22 protein-coding genes are annotated in these 21,273 nt (G+C 52.2%); 11 read left to right on the forward strand and 11 right to left on the reverse strand.

The genetic code is table 11. The features are described 5' to 3' along the window. Window positions 1-7: 7 nt before the first annotated feature. Complete coding sequence (locus tag ACMHXE_RS11020; protein WP_101053135.1) at window positions 8-916, reverse strand: patatin family protein; 909 nt, start codon at window positions 914-916, stop codon at window positions 8-10. A gap of 332 nt (window positions 917-1,248) precedes the next feature. Between ACMHXE_RS11020 and ACMHXE_RS11025 the strand changes: the two genes are divergently transcribed. Together ACMHXE_RS11025 and ACMHXE_RS11030 are read left to right on the forward strand one after the other, a co-directional pair. Next, window positions 1,249-1,422 carry a hypothetical protein gene (locus ACMHXE_RS11025; protein ID WP_157822656.1) on the forward strand — a complete coding sequence of 58 codons (174 nt, stop codon included), beginning with the start codon at window positions 1,249-1,251 and terminating at the stop codon, window positions 1,420-1,422. Window positions 1,423-1,601: 179 nt separating this feature from the next. Further along, window positions 1,602-1,913: an excalibur calcium-binding domain-containing protein gene (locus ACMHXE_RS11030; RefSeq protein WP_373296786.1), complete on the forward strand. Its 312-nt coding sequence runs from the start codon at window positions 1,602-1,604 to the stop codon at window positions 1,911-1,913. Window positions 1,914-2,156: 243 nt separating this feature from the next. Here the strand turns inward: ACMHXE_RS11030 and ACMHXE_RS11035 are convergent, their stop codons facing one another. Next, complete coding sequence (locus ACMHXE_RS11035; RefSeq protein WP_101053137.1) at window positions 2,157-3,080, reverse strand: LysR family transcriptional regulator; 924 nt, start codon at window positions 3,078-3,080, stop codon at window positions 2,157-2,159. A 179-nt stretch (window positions 3,081-3,259) separates the two neighbouring features. Here ACMHXE_RS11035 and ACMHXE_RS11040 point away from each other — a divergent pair, with 179 nt between their 5' ends. Further along, window positions 3,260-5,236, forward strand: a complete 1,977-nt coding sequence (locus tag ACMHXE_RS11040; protein ID WP_101053138.1) for a ligand-gated channel protein — start codon at window positions 3,260-3,262, stop codon at window positions 5,234-5,236. A gap of 174 nt (window positions 5,237-5,410) precedes the next feature. Next, window positions 5,411-6,937 (forward strand): SEL1-like repeat protein, encoded by a 1,527-nt coding sequence (locus ACMHXE_RS11045; RefSeq protein ID WP_101053140.1) that lies wholly within the window; start codon window positions 5,411-5,413, stop codon window positions 6,935-6,937. Between the two features lie 87 nt (window positions 6,938-7,024). On the opposite strand, the gene ACMHXE_RS11050 is transcribed toward ACMHXE_RS11045, so the two are convergent. Beyond that, window positions 7,025-7,369 (reverse strand): hypothetical protein, encoded by a 345-nt coding sequence (locus tag ACMHXE_RS11050; protein ID WP_198552039.1) that lies wholly within the window; start codon window positions 7,367-7,369, stop codon window positions 7,025-7,027. A gap of 318 nt (window positions 7,370-7,687) precedes the next feature. Here ACMHXE_RS11050 and ACMHXE_RS11055 point away from each other — a divergent pair, with 318 nt between their 5' ends. Then, on the forward strand, window positions 7,688-8,230 hold the full coding sequence (locus ACMHXE_RS11055; RefSeq protein WP_101053142.1) for a type II secretion system protein: 543 nt from the start codon (window positions 7,688-7,690) through the stop codon (window positions 8,228-8,230). Here the strand turns inward: ACMHXE_RS11055 and ACMHXE_RS11060 are convergent. Continuing rightward, window positions 8,227-9,096: an AraC family transcriptional regulator gene (locus ACMHXE_RS11060; protein ID WP_101053144.1), complete on the reverse strand. Its 870-nt coding sequence runs from the start codon at window positions 9,094-9,096 to the stop codon at window positions 8,227-8,229. The genes ACMHXE_RS11055 and ACMHXE_RS11060 overlap by 4 nt on opposite strands. Window positions 9,097-9,289: 193 nt before the next feature. On the opposite strand from ACMHXE_RS11060, the gene ACMHXE_RS11065 reads away from it, so the two are divergent. After that, the gene (locus ACMHXE_RS11065; protein ID WP_101053146.1) at window positions 9,290-10,447 is read left to right on the forward strand and encodes an iron-containing alcohol dehydrogenase; all 1,158 of its coding nucleotides are present in this window, start codon (window positions 9,290-9,292) and stop codon (window positions 10,445-10,447) included. Between the two features lie 205 nt (window positions 10,448-10,652). Here ACMHXE_RS11065 and rpoH read toward each other — a convergent pair whose 3' ends face one another. From rpoH to ftsY, 4 genes are all read right to left on the reverse strand, one after another. Beyond that, the gene (gene rpoH / locus ACMHXE_RS11070; protein ID WP_028780766.1) at window positions 10,653-11,510 is read right to left on the reverse strand and encodes an RNA polymerase sigma factor RpoH; all 858 of its coding nucleotides are present in this window, start codon (window positions 11,508-11,510) and stop codon (window positions 10,653-10,655) included. A 171-nt stretch (window positions 11,511-11,681) separates the two neighbouring features. Further along, complete coding sequence (ftsX, locus tag ACMHXE_RS11075; RefSeq protein WP_101053148.1) at window positions 11,682-12,647, reverse strand: permease-like cell division protein FtsX; 966 nt, start codon at window positions 12,645-12,647, stop codon at window positions 11,682-11,684. 3 nt (window positions 12,648-12,650) lie between these two features. Next, entirely contained in the window at window positions 12,651-13,343 is a 693-nt protein-coding gene (gene ftsE / locus ACMHXE_RS11080) for a cell division ATP-binding protein FtsE (protein ID WP_025012145.1), read from the reverse strand. A gap of 3 nt (window positions 13,344-13,346) precedes the next feature. Beyond that, window positions 13,347-15,092, reverse strand: coding sequence for a signal recognition particle-docking protein FtsY (gene ftsY, locus ACMHXE_RS11085; protein WP_101053150.1), 1,746 nt, complete (start codon window positions 15,090-15,092; stop codon window positions 13,347-13,349). Between the two features lie 225 nt (window positions 15,093-15,317). Here ftsY and rsmD point away from each other — a divergent pair, with 225 nt between their 5' ends. Both rsmD and ACMHXE_RS11095 read left to right on the forward strand, forming a co-directional pair. After that, on the forward strand, window positions 15,318-15,905 hold the full coding sequence (rsmD, locus tag ACMHXE_RS11090; RefSeq protein ID WP_025888876.1) for a 16S rRNA (guanine(966)-N(2))-methyltransferase RsmD: 588 nt from the start codon (window positions 15,318-15,320) through the stop codon (window positions 15,903-15,905). Further along, window positions 15,902-16,204, forward strand: a complete 303-nt coding sequence (locus tag ACMHXE_RS11095) for a DUF1145 domain-containing protein (RefSeq protein ID WP_044735467.1) — start codon at window positions 15,902-15,904, stop codon at window positions 16,202-16,204. Before rsmD ends, ACMHXE_RS11095 begins: the two co-directional genes overlap by 4 nt. On the opposite strand, the gene ACMHXE_RS11100 is transcribed toward ACMHXE_RS11095, so the two are convergent. From ACMHXE_RS11100 to ACMHXE_RS11110, 3 genes are read right to left on the reverse strand one after another with little or no spacing between them, the layout of a single operon-like run. Further along, window positions 16,195-16,677, reverse strand: coding sequence for a hypothetical protein (locus ACMHXE_RS11100; RefSeq protein ID WP_101053152.1), 483 nt, complete (start codon window positions 16,675-16,677; stop codon window positions 16,195-16,197). The two genes, ACMHXE_RS11095 and ACMHXE_RS11100, sit on opposite strands and share 10 nt — an antisense overlap. Window positions 16,678-16,724: 47 nt before the next feature. Continuing rightward, a complete protein-coding gene (locus ACMHXE_RS11105; RefSeq protein WP_037436274.1) occupies window positions 16,725-17,060 on the reverse strand; it encodes a DUF4870 domain-containing protein in 336 nt (111 codons plus the stop codon). 17 nt (window positions 17,061-17,077) lie between these two features. Then, window positions 17,078-17,782 (reverse strand): MOSC domain-containing protein, encoded by a 705-nt coding sequence (locus ACMHXE_RS11110; RefSeq protein WP_101053154.1) that lies wholly within the window; start codon window positions 17,780-17,782, stop codon window positions 17,078-17,080. A 147-nt stretch (window positions 17,783-17,929) separates the two neighbouring features. On the opposite strand from ACMHXE_RS11110, the gene ACMHXE_RS11115 reads away from it, so the two are divergent. The 3 genes from ACMHXE_RS11115 to ACMHXE_RS11125 all read left to right on the forward strand — a co-directional run bounded on the left by ACMHXE_RS11115 (window position 17,930) and on the right by ACMHXE_RS11125 (window position 21,148). Continuing rightward, window positions 17,930-18,718 carry a MipA/OmpV family protein gene (locus ACMHXE_RS11115; RefSeq protein WP_157822657.1) on the forward strand — a complete coding sequence of 263 codons (789 nt, stop codon included), beginning with the start codon at window positions 17,930-17,932 and terminating at the stop codon, window positions 18,716-18,718. Between the two features lie 427 nt (window positions 18,719-19,145). After that, the gene (locus ACMHXE_RS11120; protein ID WP_101053158.1) at window positions 19,146-19,841 is read left to right on the forward strand and encodes a response regulator; all 696 of its coding nucleotides are present in this window, start codon (window positions 19,146-19,148) and stop codon (window positions 19,839-19,841) included. Further along, window positions 19,841-21,148, forward strand: a complete 1,308-nt coding sequence (locus tag ACMHXE_RS11125) for an ATP-binding protein (protein WP_101053160.1) — start codon at window positions 19,841-19,843, stop codon at window positions 21,146-21,148. The genes ACMHXE_RS11120 and ACMHXE_RS11125 overlap by 1 nt, the downstream gene beginning before the upstream one ends. Window positions 21,149-21,273: the final 125 nt, after the last annotated feature.

The raw sequence follows: 21,273 nt of genomic DNA on the forward strand, positions 1-21,273 counted from the left end.
GAGTCATTTATGCTCTGTGGGCGTCGCTAGGCTTGTCAGCATAGCAACAAAACGCCAACACAGCAGGCAATGCCTCACGACCATCGGCCAGCCCTAAATGATACACAGCCTCTACCTTGTTGATGTCGCGCTCCAGCCTCGACAAGTCCAGCGCCATCTTAGGCTGGAGCACCATGGCACTTCCATCGGCAACTGCCTGCTGTAATTGCTGTTGTGCCTGGTTGTACACCTGATGACGCCTCAGCAAAGCATCGACAACCTTGGGGTAACGCCGATAAGCTTTTTGTGCCAGCCATTTAAATTTAAAGGCTGACTTTCTGTAATCTGCGGCCTGAGTCAGGATAATCAGTTGTTTTTGATAGCCATCTACTCTGGCTTGCTCTAGCGGAATAGGTGCCGCAATGCCACCATCAAGATAAGGCACCCCATTGATGACGACGGGTTTGGAGATAAAAGGCAGGCTGCTTGAGGCAATCAGTATCTGCAACAGCTCGTCGTGGCCACCAAAATCACTCATGCCAAAGAAGTCAGTTTCACCGGAAAGGCAGTTGAAAGCCCCTATCTTGAATTCGGCTCCCGAGGACAGGAAGGTCTCAAAATCGAACGGCAGCAACTCGTGAGCCATACGTCTATAGGTGAAGTCAGTATTGACATAATTGCCCGTCTTCAGCAGATGCCTCATGCCCATGTAGCGCTTATCTGCAAGATAACGCTGCTGAATTAACAGGTTACGCCCTTTCTGCCTGGAAAGGTACGAAGCCGGATAGATAGCGCCGGCGGAAACCCCTACCTGATAATCAAACATGACCCCGGCTTCCAAGAAAGCATCCAGCACCCCGGCGGTATAAATGGCGCGCAGGCCGCCGCCCTCCAGTACCAAAGCCGTGCCTTGCTGTTGCCTAAACGCTGTGACCATTATGATTCCCCCAATACAGCCAATAGCGCAGCATAACCAAGCATACCTCACAGGGAAAGCTGCTCTTGAAATACCCATACTTTAGAAGTAAGTGATTTGCCTTTGATTACTTAAGCTTATACTGATTTTCCATTAAGAAATCTGCCAAAAACATTCTAATTGATTACCAGCTTATCCTTGGTAAACCCTGGTGGCATCGGGTTTGGCTATGTTTGGCAAAATCACAACATTACGGTTATCAGGCGAGCCGGCATTATCAAACAACTGATTAAAAAGTAACTTATCTACCGTGGCAGGAAGCCATGCTGTATTGCCGGACAGGAGTTAAAAGAATGGATGCTAGAAATCAAGGGGAAATCTGCTTACTACCGCAGTTGGCCAACAAGCACAAACTCAAGCTCTATCGCTGTTGTCTGGAAGAATTTCGACAGTTGGGCTACTGGGACAAATATGTGCAGCAAGTGCAAGACGAAGTTAATAGGCTCCAAGCCTTGGCGGAACAATAAACAACATGACACCCGGCAACAGGGTGGCGCAGCTCAAATTTAAGTTGAAACATTTCCCGGAACAAGCTGCAATATCGACGCAAAATTTCACCTTGGACTGTCTAGCCACTCAGAAATACAAAGCCAACTTCAATTTGGCCAAGGATGCCGAAATACTTAAGGAAAAAAGATGAAACGCTTTGTTTTTTTATCTTATTTTTGGTTATGCCTGTTATCTGAGTTGGGTAAAGCTCAGCGGTAATGAACCGCAACAGCTGACCGACATTCACCAGAACACCCTAAGCAAGAGTATCCGCGAAGCGGCTCAAACCTCGCCGCGCTATGCCAGTCACTCTGTGGAGATGGATGTCAGATTCCACTGCGATGGACGCCAGTATTGCAGCCAGATGACCTCCAGGGCCGAAGCCGAATACTTCAACCGTTACTGCCCCAACACCAAGATGGACGGCGACAATGATGGCCGTCCCTGTGAAAACGACAGTCGCTGGTGAGTCACGCTATTTTTCAACCAGCGGCTATAGCTCACTCAGAACCAGACAACTGCCAACAGTTGCGGCCAAGTTTCTTGCCTTGATAAAGTGCTTTGTCGCACCACGGCTATCATGCTGGAAAGCTCATCGTCACATCCAAATCCAGTTCTGAGTATCAACACTTAAGTGACAAGCACAGCTTGGTGTTACTGATACAAAAACGTTTCATCCGTGAGCGGATTTGGTGATAAAACATACTATATTTCAAGGTTTAAAATCTGGACGAGATCCATGAGCGGCGAAACATGCCCCCAGGGTCGCTATCGCCTCACGGATTTTTGGCGCCTGCCCCTCACGCCCTGCGGTCAGGGCATAGACGCTGTACTGTGGCAGTTGCCAGTCAGGCAATAGAGGCAACAAAGTGCCCTGCTGCAAAAACTGCTGCACTTCAGGCTCCGGTAAGGCCGCATAACCCAAACCATCCAGGGTGAAGCGGATCAGACTCTGCATATTGTTGACCGCCAGACGCCCAGGCGTTAAAGACAGCTGCTCACCACTGACGGTATGACTCAACATATTGTCCTGCACCATACTTCCCTTATGGCACAGACGCTCCCAATCCTGCAGTTCACCAGGATGGCTTGGCATAGAGCGCCCTCGCCGATGCAGAAAGTCTGGTGCCACGCACAAGAGCATCTGCCAATCGGCCAGATGATGAGCCACCAGCGCCGAATCGGCCAAGGGCCCGATACAGATAGCCAGGTCTAGGGCGCAACCCACCAAATCTACCACCTCATCCTGCAACTGCAGCGTCAATTGAATGCCGGGATGCGCCTCCAACAGACGCCTTAACGGCTCACTGAGAAGGCCGCCACCAAATCCCACGGGGGCGGCTATCCGCAACTCACCGGCCGGAGAGTCCTTCAATCGACTCAACTGCAGCTCAGTCTCATCGGCAAGTGCGATCATCTGCACACAACTCTGGTAAAAGAGTTTTCCAGCCTCAGTCGGCGTCAACGCCCTGGTGCTGCGGTTAAGTAGCCCAAGCCCTAGTTGCTGCTCCAGCTTGAATATCTGCTGACTAACGGCAGAAGTACTCATGCATAACTGCCTGGCGGCGGCATTCATAGTGCCCTTCTCTACTGTGGTGGCAAATACCAGCATCGCCTTGACCATCTGCCTATTCATCTTTCAGCCCCATCAAAACAGCCAAAACATCTCAGTTACGGCAGTCGCTATAAAGCAATCCTTAACTGTGTTTTCAGAAAAATGCGCTTGAGAGGATTGTATCATCGGCGTAAATTCTCGCCATTGAAAATCATTCTCATTTACATAGTTTGCATTTATCATTCAGGAGTCAGAAACCTATGCCTTTGTGTCGAATCAGCCCACTGGCCAGCGCCATTGCCGCACTCTTACTCATACCTGCGGCTCAGGCCGATGAAGCGCCCCAAGACATGGAAGTCATAGTGGTCACAGCCTCCGGCTACGAGCAACAACTCAAGGATGCTCCCGCCTCTATCAGCGTGCTTACCCGAGAACAGCTGGATAGCCGTTTCTATCGCGATATTACCGATGCCATGCTGGATGTTCCCGGCGTTGTGGTTACCGGCGGCAGCGATCGCCGTGACATTAGCCTGAGGGGCATGGGAAGCCAATACACACTGATCCTGGTAGACGGCATGCGCCAGTCATCCCGGGAGACTCGTACCAACAGCGATGGCCCGGGAGTCGAAGGCGCCTGGACTCCGCCATTGTCGGCAATAGACAGAATCGAAGTGGTGCGCGGCCCTATGTCATCCCTGTATGGTTCTGATGCCATAGGCGGGGTGATCAATATCATCACCCGCAAGGTTCCGGAAAACTGGCAAGGCGAACTCAGGCTGGACAGCACAGTTCAGGAACGCAGCGAATCCGGCAATATCTATCAGGGTAACTTCTTTGTCAGCGGGGCCCTGATCCCGGACTGGCTGGGTCTACAACTCTATGGACAATACACCAAGCGAGAAGAAGACCAGATCACCGGCGGTTACCGCGGCCGAGATGCCAACAATCTCAGCGCCCGTTTCTCGCTGACTCCGAGTGACGACCACGACATCATTTTGGAGGTCAGCAGTGCCATTCAGGAATTGGACAGCACTCTTGGCAAAACAGTCGCCCCTCTCGCTCCCGGCAAACCCTGCGGCCGTTTTGGCTGCCCGGCGTCCTCCACCACAGAATATGAAAGCCGCAAGTATTCCTTGGCACACACGGGCCGCTGGGAAATAGGTACGAGTAACACCTGGGTCAAATATGAAGAGTTTGAAAACAAAAGCCGGGCAATGACCATCAAAAACACTGATGCCCAGACCAGTCTGATCACCGGCTTTGGAGATAGTCATACCACCACCTTTGGAGCTGCCTTCAATTACCAGGATCTCAGTGATAAAACAGGTAATCAGGTAGGTGACCGTAGCGACATCAGCAGACGCCAATGGTCGGTATTTGCCGAAAACGAATGGCGCATGAGCGACACCTTTGCCCTGACGGCCGGTTTACGCATGGATGATGACGAAAACTTTGGCGAGCACTTCAGCCCCCGTATCTATGGAGTCTGGAACCTGACTGACAGCACAACCCTCAAAGGTGGTGTTTCCACCGGCTTCAGGGCGCCAAGCCTGAGACAAACAGTGCCGGATTGGGGCCAGGTCAGCCGCGGTGGCAATATGTACGGTAACCCGGATCTAAAACCCGAGACCTCAATCAACTACGAGCTGGGGCTGCACACCGGCTTCGGCGAGAATATCACCACGGCCATGACAGTCTTCTATAACGAGTTTGAAGACAAAATTACCCGAGTACCCTGCCCCGAGAGTCAGTGTACCGATGGTCCGAACCGGTTTGGCTCGGATCCCACCACTTATGTGAATGTGGATGAGGCGGTAACCCAAGGGTTCGAGTTGGATTTCAGCTATGACATCAATGATGACATCCAACTTTCGGCCAACTACACCTATACAGACTCAGAGCAAAAAACGGGTCGCTATCAAGGCAGCCCTCTGAATAAACTGCCCAAGCACTTGCTGCAAACCTCCCTTAATTGGCAAATCAACGACAGCTGGGGCAGTTGGGCCAGAGTGCACTACCGAGGTGAAGAGAGCCAGCCCACCACAGGCCCTTCGTCATCGACTCTGGTAGCCCCCTCTTACACACTGCTGGATATAGGTGCCAACCTGCAACTGATGGAAAACCTCAAACTCAGCGCCGGTATCTATAATTTACTGGACAAAGAGATTACCCAGGAAGAATACGGCTATATCGAAGACGGCCGCCGCTATTGGCTGGGGATGACCTGGAGCTTCTAACGAGAAAGCCTTATGCCGTTTTTATAAACCAGGACAATTCTGGGATATACTGGCGCAGTTCAACTCTCTTACTCCAAAGACCGCGCACCGTCGCGGTCTTTTTATTACGGTTGCAAAAAACGTCATGACAGCGTTTACTGTGTCCGCGCCAACTTCTCAAGGTTAAGGAAAACAATGAAACTGATACTGATTATTATCGCGTTTGTGGCCTTCTTTATTGCCCTGAAAAAGTGGCAACGAGCCCAAGCGGTAAAAAGTGGCGACCCGGATGCCATGGCCAATGAAGGCTTGAGACTGATTGGCAGAAATAGCGTCGATGAAGGCATAGCGCTGCTGGAACAGGCCGCCAATAAAGATCATCCCGCCGCCGCCCAAATGCTCTATGAGTTCTATACCCGTCCCGAACTGGAGATGGTCCCCAATGATGCCGACAAGGCGATGCACTGGGCCGCCAAGGCCTCGTCATTGGACAATGAATTTGCCAAGCTCCATGACCTGATGCTGGAGCTGAACCAACACCCTGCTTTTGGTGACAATATTCAGCTACTGGAGCAAAACTTACTCCCCAGAGCCGAAGCCGGTGATATTGAGAGCCAAAGCCAACTGGGACGGGTCTATGCCCGTAACCCGATACTCGATAAAGATGGCAGCAAGGCGATAAAATGGCTCGAGTTGGCCGCTGCCAAAGATGATCCCGAGGCCTGCTTTCATCTGGGAAAATTACTGCAGGAACCCAGACAAGGTGAAGCCGATTTGCAGCAAGCAAGATTCTGGCTCACCAAGGGGCACCAGCTCGGTGAAACTGCCAGCGGCGGTCATCTGGCGGAAATGATGTTGCAAGGCCAAGGTGGCCCGGTGGATAAACGCCAGGCCGAACGACTCTTGATTGAGCAGGCAAAAGACAGCAGTTACTCGCAACTGACATTAGGGCAGCGCTACCTGAACGGTGACCAATTACCCCAAGATCTGCACAAGGCCAGAGAATGGTTGGAAAAAGCCGCAGCCGACGAAGAAAACAGCGTGGCGGCGACTATTTGGGCCGGTTTCCTGCTCGAGCACTCCCGCGATAGCCAGGATCACCTGCATGCCAAGGCATTACTGGAGCCCCTGGCGCAAGCCTGGGATCTTGGTGCCCACTTTCAGCTCGGTAAGCTCTATGAACAAGGGTTAGGTGTCAATCGCCAACTGCCGCTGGCACTGATGCATTTCGAGTTTGCCGCCATGGGCGAAGAAGCCGAATATTTCGCCGCCAAAGAGACTCTGGCAGCACGTCTGAGCCAATCGGAAAAGCAGCAAGCCCAAGCTCTCAAACAGGAATATTTGACCCTGCACCCCATAGATAACCTGGCCCAGGCCAGATTGGACCTGCTCAAGGGCCAAGCTCTACTGTATGCGGATGAGCAAGAATACCAGGAGCTGCAACAAGCGCTGCACTGGCTGGAAAAGGCCGCCTTCGGCGGAGAAACTCTGGCCTATGAAGAGCTGTATGAAACCTGCCTCAAGCTGGATAAACGGGTAGATGCCGCCGTATGGCTGTATCTGGAACTGGCAGAACATAACCAGTTTGGTTTTCAGGGGAATCTAGTGCTAAAACAACAGGAACTGCTGCAAAGCTTTACCGAGGCCGAAACTGCCTGGTATGAGCAGCGTCTCGAAGAGGTTCGGGCGCAGTTGCCGCAAAATAACCCCGAGGCCGCCTGAGCTGTGTTAAACCTTTGAAGACAGACCCCGGCCTTGGCCTGGGTTTGTCTTTTCTGAGATGATTGCCAAAACCGCTAACCCAGCAGTTCAGCCTTTATTCTTGATGGTCCAATAGGCGGCGTTGACACCATCTTCACGAAACTCGATATCCACCGGGTACTCACGCTCACAACCTTCTACTATCCAGCGTTCATGCCAGTAGCGCTCACCGACTTCGCCTTTGGGCATCGCCAGCACAAAGGCAAAAAACTGCTCCGGCACCTCGCAGCCGCGGCGAGCCACTTCGGCGGCCACGCCCGGCATAGCATCCTTGAGCAGAGTTTCATTGGCTAAAGTGCCTTGCTGAACTATCTCCTCAGAGAAGTATTCCCCTTCGGCCGCGGCTACCGGCAGTGACACCAGCAAGCCACACAAGATCCCAATCCATTTCATCTGCTTTCCTCCCTGATAGTTTCAGTATCAATATTAGCCCGTCATCCCGCCACAGGCTCAACCAGCCTAGTAGAAGATGGGTCTGCTTTAGGTCGCCGGAGTGTGAACAAAGCTGTAGTTTCATGTAAAACAATATCTTAAGCTTTAATGTCTTTGGATTTATGCACCGAGGCAAAATACCATTAAGGAATCCATGGCAGCGACCTTCCCTATATCCACTGCCACTCTCAGCTTGCCAGACGTCAGAGGCTTGGCTAGACTGCCGCATCGGCGACGATTCAGTTGGCAATATCTCTATTCTATAAACCGGGCGATGTAATGAAAGCAAAGCAGTATCAGGGCTTTACCCTAATTGAACTTGTAGTGGTGATTATTATCCTCGGGATCCTGGCAGTGGTGGCCGCACCCAAGTTCCTCAATCTGCGCGACGACGCCACAGAGCAGGTACTTAAAGGCCAGTATGCCGCCTTTGAATCTGCGGTGAAACTCTATCACAGTGGCTATCTGGCCAAAGGATATCAGGGCGCCATCGACAACCTCGCCAGCTTTGGTGATGGCAGTGTTGATTCCAGTGCCAACGGCTGGCCCTATGCCACAGCAGGCAAAGACACCCATATTTTCGACGCCTGCGAACAGTTGTGGCATGGCCTCACAGATACCGACCTCAGCATCGCCTATGTGGAAGATGCCAATCTGCCTACAACCACTGTCGACGTGGCCTATACCTATAAGCAAACGCCCAATACCTGTATCTACCGCTCAGTGTATTTTATCCAGCAAAATGAAGAGACACTGATCATGGAATATCTGCCGGATACGGGTGAGGTCTCGGTTAGCAAAACCTTCTGGAGTCAGCCTTAAAGCCTGGCTGTTTCCCCCGGACTCTGGTCAAAGTAACGCTTGAACTCCCGACTGAATTGGGCCGGGCTCTCATAGCCCACTTCCAGTGCCGCTTCCTTCACCTTGAGGCGCTGTCTTTGCAGTAGCTCTTTGGCCTTATTGAGGCGGATCTTCTTCAAGTACTGAATGGGCGATGAGGCGGTTACCTCCTTGAAACAGCGATGAAATGCCGAGGGACTCATGTTGACCAACTCGGCCAGCTGCTCTACCTCCACACTTTCACGATAGTTCTGGTGCAGATATTTGAGCGCCTTCTCTACCCGGGATAAACGGGTATGACTGAGCGCCAGCGCATATAAAGGCGCCGCATTGTCGGAAGCCAACACCCGAAACAGCAACTCCTGCACCATGGCCTTACCCAAGATCTCGGCTTCCAACGGCGACTGCAGAGCCAGCAGCAAACGCTCGACACAGCAAAGCATATCTTCGCTGTTGGCGGCAACAAAGAAGCCGCTCTGACGGGCATCATCGAGATCCTTGGGCATCTTGTGGTGTTGATCCATCATGCGGATCAACTGGTTCAGTTGCTGCAGATCTATATCCACCATGAGTACCAATACCGGTTCTTCCTCGGAAGCAAAGGTTTCACACTCCACCGGCATAGGCACTGTCATCACCAAGGTGTTCTGCGGATCATAGTCGTAGATCTTATCTTCGAGATAGACACGTTTACGCCCCTGGCCGACTATCATGATCCCTTGGGAATAACACATGGGGCCACGGCTGCCATAGGCCGAACTGCGAAACAGATGCACCCCTGGCAGGCTGGTGCTGTTGACCCCTTCATGCACCGCCAGGGCCGCCATTAAAGCTGCAATATCACTCATAACACTCTCCAATCATCAGGGTTTTGATACTAGCACCATCACAGAAAAAAGCATCAAAATAGCCAAATTTAAGCCCCTATTAACCAAACCAGGCAGGAATAGGCATAAACGCTCCAGCAATGTGTATTTCAATCCAAGCTGAGAGGACTAAGATGGCAACCATAGTTTTTCGGCTGTAGAAGAGAGATATATCATGCTCAATTTCGACTATCGCAACCCTACCCACATAGTATTTGGTAAAGACAGACTGGCAGAACTGGACCAACTGGTACCGGCCAATGCCAGAGTGCTGGTGACTTACGGCGGTGGCAGTGTCAAACGCTTCGGCACCCTGGACAAGGTCATAACCGCGCTGGGCGACCGTGTTGTATTTGAATTCGGCGGCATTGAAGCCAACCCCAAATACGACACCCTGGCCAGGGCTGCCGAGCTGGCGCGGCGCGAATCCATCGACTTTCTGTTGGCCGTCGGTGGCGGTTCAGTGATGGACGGCACCAAGTTTATTGCCCTGGCGGCAAAATTCGATGGCGACAGCAGCAGCTTGCTGCATCACGGTTTCAACCCGGTTCCTGTGACAGAGGTACTGCCTGTCGGTACAGTGGCGACACTGCCGGCTACAGGCTCAGAAATGAATGCTTTTGCCGTGGTCAGTCATCAGGGTGGCAAGTTCCCTGTAACTCATCCACAGAGTTTCCCGGTATTCTCCGTGCTGGATCCCAGCCTGACCTTCAGTTTGCCGAAGATCCAGGTCGCCAACGGCGTAGTCGACTCTTTCGTGCACGTGGTCGAGCAATACGTCACCTTCCCCGTGGATGCCAGAGTTCAGGACAGAATGGCCGAAGGCATACTGAAGACCCTGATTGAAGTGGGCCCTGTCACCGTGGCCGAGCCGGAGAACTATAATGCCCGCGCCAACCTGGTGTGGAGTGCCACCTCGGCGCTCAACGGTATGATAGGCTGCGGCGTACCGGCAGACTGGACCACTCATATGATAGGCCACGAACTGACCGCCATGTTCGGCATAGATCATGCGCAAACGCTGGCCGTAGTCCTGCCCTCTGTATGGCGGGTGCGCAAGGAACGGAAACGCGCCAAGCTGCTGCAATATGCCGAGCGGGTTTGGGATATCACTTCGGGTGATGAAGACAGCCGTATCGAGCAAGCCATTGCAGCCACTCAGGCCTTCTTTGAACAGGTCGGCCTCAAGACTCGCCTGCGCGACTATGATGTGCCGCAAGAGCGTATCGCCGACGTTGTTGCCGCACTGGAAGCTCACGGCATGACGGCCTTGTCTGAAACCGGCGATCTTGGTCTGGACAGCAGCCGTGAAATCCTTGAGCTTGCCTGGTGACCGACCGATAAGACTGAACTTTGAGTCAGTGAATTAACCCACTCAGCTAAATCAAAAATCAGCAAAAGGTGCGAGAAATACCGAGATTATCCAGGTACAAAACGTCTGGATAATACTTTAAACGCCCGTCAAGAAAGCATAATGCCGTTCACTTGAGGTGAACGGCATTCATTAGCAATCAAAACAACACACTAAATAAGTTAGGTTATACGTCCATACAAGCCTTGAGCTTGTTCATGGCGTTTTTCTCCAACTGGCGGATCCGCTCGGCAGACACCTGATAGGTATCGGCCAATTCCTGCAGTGTGGTCTTTTCATCGTCCAACCAACGGGCCCGCAGAATATGCTGGCTGCGCTCATCCAAGGTCTTGATGGCAGACAACAGCTTGTTCTGGGCATTGGATTCCCAGTTGTCATTTTCTACCTGAGCCGCCAAGTCGGAAGAGTGGTCTTCCAGATAAAGCGCCGGGGCAAAGTCATGATCATCATCGTGATCATTGGTCAGGTCGAAGGCCGGATCCTGCGCCGCCATCCGCGACTCCATCTCGGTCACATCCTGTTTGGATACGCCAAGATTTTCGGCCACCATGGTGACTTCTTCATCGCTGAACCAACCCAGACGTTTCTTGGCCTTACGCAGGTTGAAGAACAATTTACGCTGTGCCTTGGTGGTGGCAACTTTAACTATGCGCCAGTTCTTCAGCACATATTCATGAATTTCTGCCTTGATCCAGTGCACGGCGAAAGACACCAAACGCACACCCACATCAGGGTCGAAGCGCTTGACCGCCTTCATCAGGCCTATGTTGCCTTCCTGGATCAGATCTGCCTGAGGCAGACCATAACCCGCATAGCCGCGGGCAATATGCACCACAAAACGTAAGTGCGACATAATCAGTTGCTTAGCCGCCTGCAGATCACCGGTTTCCTGCAAACGCTTCGCCAGCTCATACTCCTGCTCGGCGTCCAGCATGGTCATGCTGTTTACCGAATGGATATAGGCCTCGAGACTGCTGCTCCCTTGGGGAACCATCAGTGCCATTGATTGCGTTTGATCAGTCATTCACGCTCCTGTTTCTTACTGCTTTGATGCTCATTTCGGGTCGAAAAAAATGCTGATGAGCCGATGCACTATCGGTCAATTGACATATATTGTCAACGCCGTATCCAACACCCGGGGTTATTTTTACCCCGAAAATAGGACAATGCAAGTGAAGATAAGTTCATTTTTACATCAGTGAGGCTCTATGGCTCGCAGGTGTTGGCGCACCGACAGGAAAGACCCCAGCCAGCCCAAAAATGACGCCAGTGCCATCATCTGCAGCAGCTCGACAAAACTCAGGGACTGCATCTCAAGTTGGCTGCCATATAGGCCCAAAAGCGAGGCCAGCGCTCCATCCAGATACCAGACCAAGAGGTTGATTATCACCCAGGCGAGCATACCGCCGATAACACCATACCAGATGCCGGTATAGAGAAAAGGCCGTTGAATAAAGGCTTCTGTGGCCCCGACCAGCTTCATGACCTCAATTTCACTGCGCCGATTCATGATAGCCAGGCGAATCGTGTTGCCTATGACCAGCACCACTGCCAGGATCAGCAGCGCCGCCAACGCCAGCACAGTACGTTCCAACAAGCGCACCAGCGCCTGTAAGCGCTCCAGCCACTCGATATCCAGACGGCCAAAGCTCACCTCTGGCTCACGCTCCAGCTTGGTCAAAAGCTCTCTGGCGCCTGTTGGGCTGGAATACTTTTCGGTGGGGATCACGCTGATCACCGCCGGCAAAGGGTTGCTTTCCAGATAGGAGAGCGCCTCGCCGAAACCAGACAGCTGTTGGAACTCCGCCAGTGCCTCGTCACGATTGATATAGTCGACCTCATCGATTTCCGGGTAGACCTTAATCCGCGCCAGCAGGCTCTGAATACTCTGCTCTGAGCGGTTCCCCTCGATAAACAAGGAGATCTGTGCCGCGCTGTTCCAGGATTGGGTAATGGTCTCGGCATTTTTTACCAGCACCTGCAAGGCGGCCGGCAAACTCAGGCTGACCCCCAGCACTGCCATAGTCATCAGCGATGAGATAGGGTTGCGCCACAACTCACCCATGCTGGCCATGGCATGCTGTATATGGCGGATAAAGAACATCACTATCCGGCCGGAAAGCGGGAGTTTACTGCGGGTCAATGAAGGCTGGGCAGACATAGCTTATTCCTTAGCGCTCATGGGGCTGGTCCCCAGTTCTTCACCACCTATCATCCGTCCCTGCTTCAGGGTTAGGGTGCGGTATTTCATTCTGGCGATAAGACCGAGATCATGGGTGGCAATCAACACGCTGGTGCCCGCATCATTGAAGGTTTCAAACAGCCTGAGAATATCCATGGATAGCTTGGGGTCCAGGTTACCGGTCGGTTCATCGGCCAGCAATAGAGGGGGTTTGTTGACTATCGCCCTGGCAATGCCTACCCGCTGCTGCTCACCGCCCGAAAGCATGATGGGATTATGGCGCTCTTTACCATAGAGCCCCACCATATCCAGAGCACCGGCTACCCGCTTGCGGATCTCCCCCAGGGTAAAACCTTCGATAACCAAGGGCAGCGCCACATTGTCAAACACGCTGCGGTCCATCAATAGATGGTGGCTTTGGAAGATCATCCCGATATCGCGGCGCAGATAAGGCACATGGCCGCGCTTGATACCGGCGATATCATGACCGTTGATCCATACCCGGCCGGCACTGGCGCGCTCGATAACAGTGATCAATTTGAGCAAGGTACTCTTACCGGCTCCGGAATGTCCGGTAAGAAAGGCCATTTCGCCCCGCTGAAGATGAAAACTCACATCAGACAGTGCCTTTTGGCCCCCGGCGTAAATTTTGCTGACCTGCTCAAATCGAATCATATATCAATTATCCGTCTTCTCCTGACTGAACAGGGCTTCGATAAAGTCTTTGGCATTGAAGGTACGCAGATCGTCTATCTGCTCTCCCACGCCTATGTAACGAATAGGAATACCAAATTTATCGGCAATGGCAAAGATAACTCCGCCTTTGGCTGTGCCATCCAGCTTGCTGATACTGATACCGGTAACCCCGACTGCTTCCTGGAACAGTTGCGCCTGACTGATGGCATTCTGACCCGTACAGGCATCCAGGGTCAGCATCACTTCATGGGGAGCGTCCGGATCCAGTTTCTTCATCACCCGAACCACTTTCTTCAGCTCTTCCATCAGATGGCTCTTGTTCTGCAATCGACCTGCGGTATCGGCAATCAACACATCGATATTTCTGGCCTTGGCAGCCTGCAAGGCATCAAACAGCACAGAGGCGCTATCGGCACCTGTATGCTGGGCAATCACAGGAATATCGTTGCGCTGGCCCCAAACCTGCAGCTGCTCAACCGCAGCCGCGCGGAAGGTATCACCGGCTGCCAGCATGACAGACTTGCCTTCGCGCTGATACTGTTTGGCCAGCTTGCCTATGGTGGTGGTCTTGCCAACGCCGTTGACACCCACCATTAAAATAACGAAAGGCCCGGCGGCATTGTCCGGCACCAGAGGCGCACTCACAGGCTCCAGCGTCGCCAGCATCTCCTGCTGCAGCAATTCATATAAGGCTTCGGCATCCTTGAGCTGCTTGCGTGAAGCATGATCTGTCAGGCTGGAGATCAACCGACTGGTGGTTTCCACCCCAACGTCGGCAATAAGCAGTTGCTCTTCCAGCTCTTCAAACAGGTCATCATCAATCTTTTTACCACGAAACAGCCCGATAAAACCGCTACCGATATTTTCGCTGGTGCGCATCAGCCCCCGCTTGAGGCGGGCAAAGAAGCCCTCTTTAACAGGTTTTGCCTGTGGCTCAGGTTGAGCTTCTTCCTCGGCAACCTGTTCAGCCTGGGCTTTTTCAGCGGCCAAACGTTCAGCTTCGGCTTGCTCTGCCTGCGCCTTTTCAGCAGCAATACGCTCGGCTTCTGCCTGTTCTGCCTGCGCCTTTTCAGCTGCCAGACGCTCGGCTTCTGCCTGTTCAGCCTGCGCCTTTTCAGCAGCAATACGCTCGGCTTCTGCCTGTTCAGCCTGTGCCTTTTCAGCTGCCAGACGCTCGGCTTCTGCCTGTTCTGCCTGTGCCTTTTCAGCCGCCAAACGTTCAGCTTCGGCTTGCTCTGCCTGTGCCTTTTCGGCCGCAATACGCTCGGCTTCAGCTTGCTCGGCCTGCGCCTTTTCGGCAGCAATACGCTCGGCTTCAGCTTGTTCTGCCTGTGCCTTTTCGGCAGCAATACGCTCGGCTTCAGCTTGTGCCTTTTCGGCAGCAATACGCTCGGCTTCTGCCTGTTCTGCCTGTGCCTTTTCGGCAGCAATACGTTCGGCTTCTGCTTGTTCAGCTTGTGCCTTTTCGGCAGCAATACGCTCGGCTTCTGCCTGCTCGGCTTGTGCCTTTTCAGCTGCCAGACGTGCTGCTTCTACCTGCTCGGCTTGTGCCTTTTCAGCCGCCAGACGATCAGCTTCGGCTTGTTCGGCCTGCGCTTTTTCAGCAGCTAAACGTTCGGCCTCTGCCGCGGCTTCTGCGGCTTGTTGTTCGGCGAGTTTGGCCGCCTGCTCGGCTTCGTCGTTGCGTTTGTCTTTACGAAACCAGGAAAAAAAACCTTTCTTTGCCATCAGTGCTACCAGTGCTCAACATCGTGGGGGATCTTCAGGAGCCGGGCTCCCGCTTGAGGTCGCAACTATTTCCCTGGAGCAACGGGGCCTGTTACTGGCATTCCCGAGCGATAAAGGGCTTTAGCTTCATCTCACCTTTTCGGCTGAGTTTGTTATAAAATAGCGACGCTTTTAAGGTGGCATAGTCTACCACTTTCTTTCTTCAGGCAAAATCACGGGGGCAAGATGGCCAAAAATAGACCGGGCAGCGGTCAGGTTCGTATTATCGCAGGCCAATGGCGCTCGAGAAAATTACCCATCCAAGATCTGGAAGGGCTGAGGCCAACCACAGACAGAGTGCGGGAAACCCTATTTAACTGGCTGGCAGGAGAACTCAGCGGCAGCTCGGTATTGGACTGTTTCGGTGGCAGTGGTGCTCTGGCATTGGAAGCCCTGTCTCGCTATGCCGCTTTTGCCAGAGTCTATGAGCTGCAAAAAACTGCCGCTCAGCAACTGCAGCAGAATCTGCAAACCCTAAAATGCGATAGTGCCGAGGTCATTAACGGCGATGTATTGGCCGGTTTGGCGCGCCCTGCCGATCGCCGTTTCGATATCGTGTTTATCGATCCCCCTTTTCGCAAGGGGCTGGCCGAGCAAACCCTAACCCTGCTGGCCCGGCATCAATGGCTCAACCCAGGCGCCCTTATCTATCTCGAAGTGGAATCAGAATTGCAGCAGTTGCCGATACCGGCTGACTGGGAAGCATTGAAAGAGAAGCAGGCCGGCCAGGTCAGCTACCGCCTGTATCGCTTCCCGGGAGGAGTAGAGTCATGAAAGCCGTATTAGTGTTGGGAAAACTGGCGACCCTATTGGCCTGGGTGTTGATGTTTTTCAACCTGTTCAGCCCGTTTGAAGGTAATATCGGCGTGATACTCACCATACTTCTCGGGGTAACCGCCATGATGCATGGGCTGCAGGTGCTGATATTTCACACGATATTTTGTCAGTTGTTGCCGCTCAAGGCAAAAGACTATCTCAACGCCTTTCTATTCGGGGTGTTTGCCTTGCTGGATTACCGCCAACGAGCGCTGAGTCAACTGGCTGCAGAAACCTCGGCAAACACTCAGGATTGAGGCGGCAAAGGCGCCTCTTTACCCTTGGCCAATATTTCCAGAATTTGCTGCAAATGCTGGCTCAAAGCATCAGCCTCAGCTGCCGCAAACCTTTGCTTAAGGGATGCATCGAGTTGAGTCGCCAGCTCAGCCTTCACAGCAGAGAGAGCTGGTTGGTTCTCTTCAACCTGTAACTTGGCAATGCTGAGAGCCAACAACTTAAGCTCAGGCAACAACTCTATTTGCTTCAATGGTGCCAATAAACCTGGGTCGTCATCACTGAGTCGTTGATCCAGAGTCATCAGCAGTTGGTCGACCCGCGCCAACGTCTGCTCTCCGCGCTGATACAGAGGGGTTATGGCAACATCATTGGCAAAGCCAGTGAGTTGATAGAGGGTCACGCTCAGCGTCAGCACGATTAACAACAGCGGCAGTGACAACCCGAACACCAGACCGACCCAAAAGTTATTGATACCGGATAAAAAGGCTCGCATTGCTCCTCCGCTGTCTGCAACAAGGCCATCCAATGGATGGCCCGGGATCATAGGAATTTGATTGCCAAGGGGTACTTGTATTCCACCCCCTCACTGGCCTTGACCGCTGCGACTATGGTCACCACCACATCGAAAATCGCCAGTACAGCCACCAGCACCAAACCTATGCCAACAAAGATCAGGATCAGGCTGATGATGGTGTAAATGATCATACTGATTTTGAAGTTCAGGCAATTACGGCCGCAAACATCGACAAATTCAAACTCTTCCCGTTTCATCAACCAAACGATCAACGGCCCCAAGATAGTGCCGAAAGGGATCAGGTAACCGGCAAAACTCGCCAGGTGCACCAACATTCCCATGTCTCTTTCCTGCTTTTCCATGCTGTTTCCTAACTTTTTCAGTTCAAAGCCAAACTATCCGGGCCATAGAGGCGCATCTGCCAGTCTTCTATGCTGCCCCGCTCCAGTCGGCGCTGCAAGCTGCCAACCCAACTGGCCGCCAAACCTTCACAGCTGAGCAGCCTGTCATAGGCGGCCGCATCAAATTCGGGGCGAAAATACAGCTTCATCGCCTCGGCGACACTGATATCGGTACGCCTTTGTTTCAGTATCAGGGCATCCTGACAGCTTATGATGCCAGGCTTAAGCACCCGATAGAACCAACCTGACATACCTGTTTGCTGCATGGCAAGGGCAAAGTCCCTCTGACCATATTGGTGATTGAGCTTAAAACAGGGTGAACGTGGTTGGGTGACCTGCAGCTCGACTTCGCCAAAGCTGAGGATATCGCCGATATGAATATCTGCCTCGGTCAGGCCAACACTGCTGATGTTTTCTCCCATGGCCGGAGCATCCTGCCCCGCGGTTATCAGCCCCATGCGCCGGTAGTGGCCATAGTGCTCGCGAGGGAAATGATGCAGTACCCTATCCGGGCCACCATGATGTTTGGGATCCGCCTGGGCATCACCCGCAACCCTGTCGCCGAAAACCTCCAGTGTCTCCATCCGAGACTTGTTATCTATCCCGCTTGCCAGCTTGTCCCTGAATGTCAGTTTATCACCGGCATACAGCCCAGAAATCTTGTCAATCAAACACTTGGTCACGTTACGTCTCCCTTCGGGTGCCAAAGCCCGATCATACTCCAAGCTTACGGGACAGATCACGGACATTTCCATACAAAGCGGCACTATTGTATGGCCGCAGCGCCGAGGACAATGCCCTGGATTTCTTATGTATTCAGGAGAAGTAATATGAAAGCATTCAGATTCAGCGCCCTGGCCCTCATTGGCGCTGCAGTAAGCAATGCCGCCTTGGCGGACAACACTGACGTTTATATCCGTAATGGCCAGATTTACAGCCATGAAAACAGTTTCTTTGTCTCTGCCGGTGCCTATCAGGGCAGCGAACTCTATCAAGGCGTCGATTCCAAGCTGCGTCCCTTTGGCAACCTGGGTTATAACGGCAAGGACTTCAACGCCTCACTGGCCAATATCAACTACCGCTTCTTCGGTAATGATAAAGATCTGTTCAACCTGAGTCTGTATCTGGGTAGTCCTGGTATTGCCTTGAAAGGCTCAGACGCTGCAGCGCTTGGAGGCATCCATGAACGTAAGCTGAGTGGCGATCTGGGTATCAATCTGGATACCCAACTGGGATTCGGTACTCTGTCCACCTCGGTACAACATGACGTAACCAACAGATACAACGGCTTTATCGGCCAGGTCCGTTACGCCGTACCACTAAACCTGGGCTGGGGCACTGTCGTTCCCTACGCCGGCGTCAGCTACTTAAGCCGTGACTTTACCCAATACTACTTCGGAGTCAGCAAGGCTGAAGCCAATAAGCAGCATAAGGACTACCAACCGGGCAAAGCCTTCACCTACAACGCAGGTTATAAGCTGATTGTGCCTCTGAGTGAACATCTCGAACTCAGCCAAAGCAGCAACTTCAACTACCTGGATTCCGCCATTGCCGACTCGCCGATTGTCGATGGCAAACAACAGTGGAACGCCAACCTGGCACTGACTTATTACTTCTGAATCTGAGGTCATTGGATGAAATCGCTTAAAAACCTCTTTCTTACCATAGGTTTAGCCATAGTAGTCAGTGGCTGTGCGACCCATTATGACACCCAGAAATTTTCCTGGGATCTCGACAAAGACTTAACGAGAACTCAGGTGGACTCAAATACTTGGTGGAATAACTACGTTAACAACCATAACGACAAATACATAATGGCGGCACTCTGTCAGAAACACCGCTACTCCCAGTACTGCAAAAGTTAATTTATAGCGATCTATAACTTGGATTTTCGGCTGGCTATATTTTCAATACTGTCAGCTGCATTACTGGATGTTCGTGGGTAAAGGGGTGACCAAGTCCCCCTTTTATGTCAATTGAGCTGTCACTTATGTAACCGGAGTGATAATTTTGCTTTATCTAAACCCGCATGCTTATCGGCAGGAAATGGCAAACACTCGCATAACACTCGTAGAAGACGATAATAAGATCAGTGACCTTCTGACAAATTATCTCAGAAACCAACATTTTGATGTAGAGCGAATAAACGATGGTAGTTGCGCAGGACAACTTATCCTCGAGCGTCAGCCTGAACTGGTGATCCTGGATCTTATGTTGCCGGGAAGCGATGGCTTGAGTATTTGCCGTGAAATCCGCGCCCAATACCAAGGCAAGATACTGATCCTGACCGCCAGTGAGGACGACATGGATCAGGTGGCCGCGCTGGAGATGGGCGCCGATGATTTTGTCAATAAACCAATCCAACCCAGAGTACTGCTGGCCAGGATCCGCATGTTGCTGAGACGTCAGGAAAATGTGCCAACGGAAAGCAATCGCGAACGCCAGTTCGGAGAACTCTACCTGGATAATGCCCGCAAGCTTTGCACCATCAGTCAAACAGAAGTCAACCTCACCACTGCCGAATTTGACCTGCTATGGCTGCTGAGCTCACATCCGGATGAAATACTGTCACGAGAGTATCTGGTCAAAGAAACCCGCGGCATAGAGTACGACGGAATAGACCGCAGTATAGATAACAAAGTAGTGATTTTAAGAAAGAAATTAGGTGACAACCCCAGCTTGCCGCGCAAGATAATCACGGTAAGAGGCAAGGGTTATCTATTTGTACCGGATAGGTGGTAATGAAACGGCTGTTTATCTTCTCCTACCTGGTGCTGGTGTTTCTGTTTTTCACCTGCTTCATTTTTGTCTTTCAACTGGACTTCTTTTCCTCCGATGAGTGGGAAGCCGACTATCAGGATCGCTCCTATATATCACTGAGCCAGTTGTTATCGGATATTTCGGCGGCCGAGGGCGTTGCCAGTGCCGAGTCATCACTTCAACAAGTACTAGGCAACCTGCACAAACAGCTGAGGGTCATCTCGCTGGACTCGGATGAGCTGTCGGCTGACGAAAAACAGCGCCTGAGAGAAAACCAGCGTTATATCAAAGATGTGGAAGAGGATATCTCCTACATCATGTTCCAAGGCTCAGACAAGGTGTATGCCATCAGCCGCGATGAGTCCGCACCCTTCTGGCAGGAATACTACTTCAAAGAATCCATTGCTTTCTGGGTGCTGTTTCCGGTACTGGCTTTTATCAACTTTGTGCTGCTCTACCTATTGGCCCGGCGTCTGCGCCGCTTGGAGCGGGTTCACAACGCCTTTGCCAATGGTAATTTCAAAGTTAGAGCCAAAACAGGTGTTTGGCACAAAGTGGGGCACCTGAACCAATCCTTCAACCAGATGGCTGACAAGATAGCCAAACTCATCGACAGCAACAAACAACTCACCAATGCCGTAGCCCATGAAGTGCGTACACCTATATTCAGGATCCGTTGCAATCTGGACATGCTGGACGATTCAGGCGTTCGCCCGGAGCAAATGCCCTATCTGGAAGGCATACATCAGGATCTGGATGAACTTGGCACCATGGTGGACGAATTGTTGCATTACGCCAAGATGGAACGGCGTCAGGCGCCATTGCAATTGAGCTGCCAATCATTGAATACCTCGCTACAAGAGCTGATTGCCCACCTGCAGTTTGAAACCGATATCGCCCTTGAACTCACCACCACAGAACCACTGGAGGCCCTGGTAGACCTGCGCCTCTGGCACAGAGCAATCAGTAATATCATCCGCAACGGCTACCGTTATGCCAGCCAAAGCGTCAGCATAAAGCTGAGCGGCGACACTGACAGAATCAGGCTGCATATTGCCAACGATGGCCCGGGGATCCGGGATGAAGACAAACAGCGCATTTTTGATCCCTTTGTTCGCATCGACAAGTCACGGGATCGCGACAGCGGCGGTCACGGCCTGGGACTGGCCATCAGCGCCCAGATCATTCGCCAACATGGCGGAGACATCACCATTAGCGACACCGCAAACGGCGGCCCAAGTTTCGATATCTGGTTACCTAAACCGACAACAAGCTGCCAAAACAGATAAAAAAAGCCCCGTTAAAAAACGGGGCACCAGCAAATCAGTGGGGAATCAGCGAGTGAATCACCGCGCCATAAAGAAGACTCGCAATCGAGATTAAGCCCATCACATGACAAGCTTGTTACTCTAAT

This window comes from Shewanella sp. BJSY2023SW007 (genome assembly GCF_047314525.1).
GTDB classification, from domain to species: Bacteria; Pseudomonadota; Gammaproteobacteria; order Enterobacterales; family Shewanellaceae; genus Shewanella; species Shewanella chilikensis.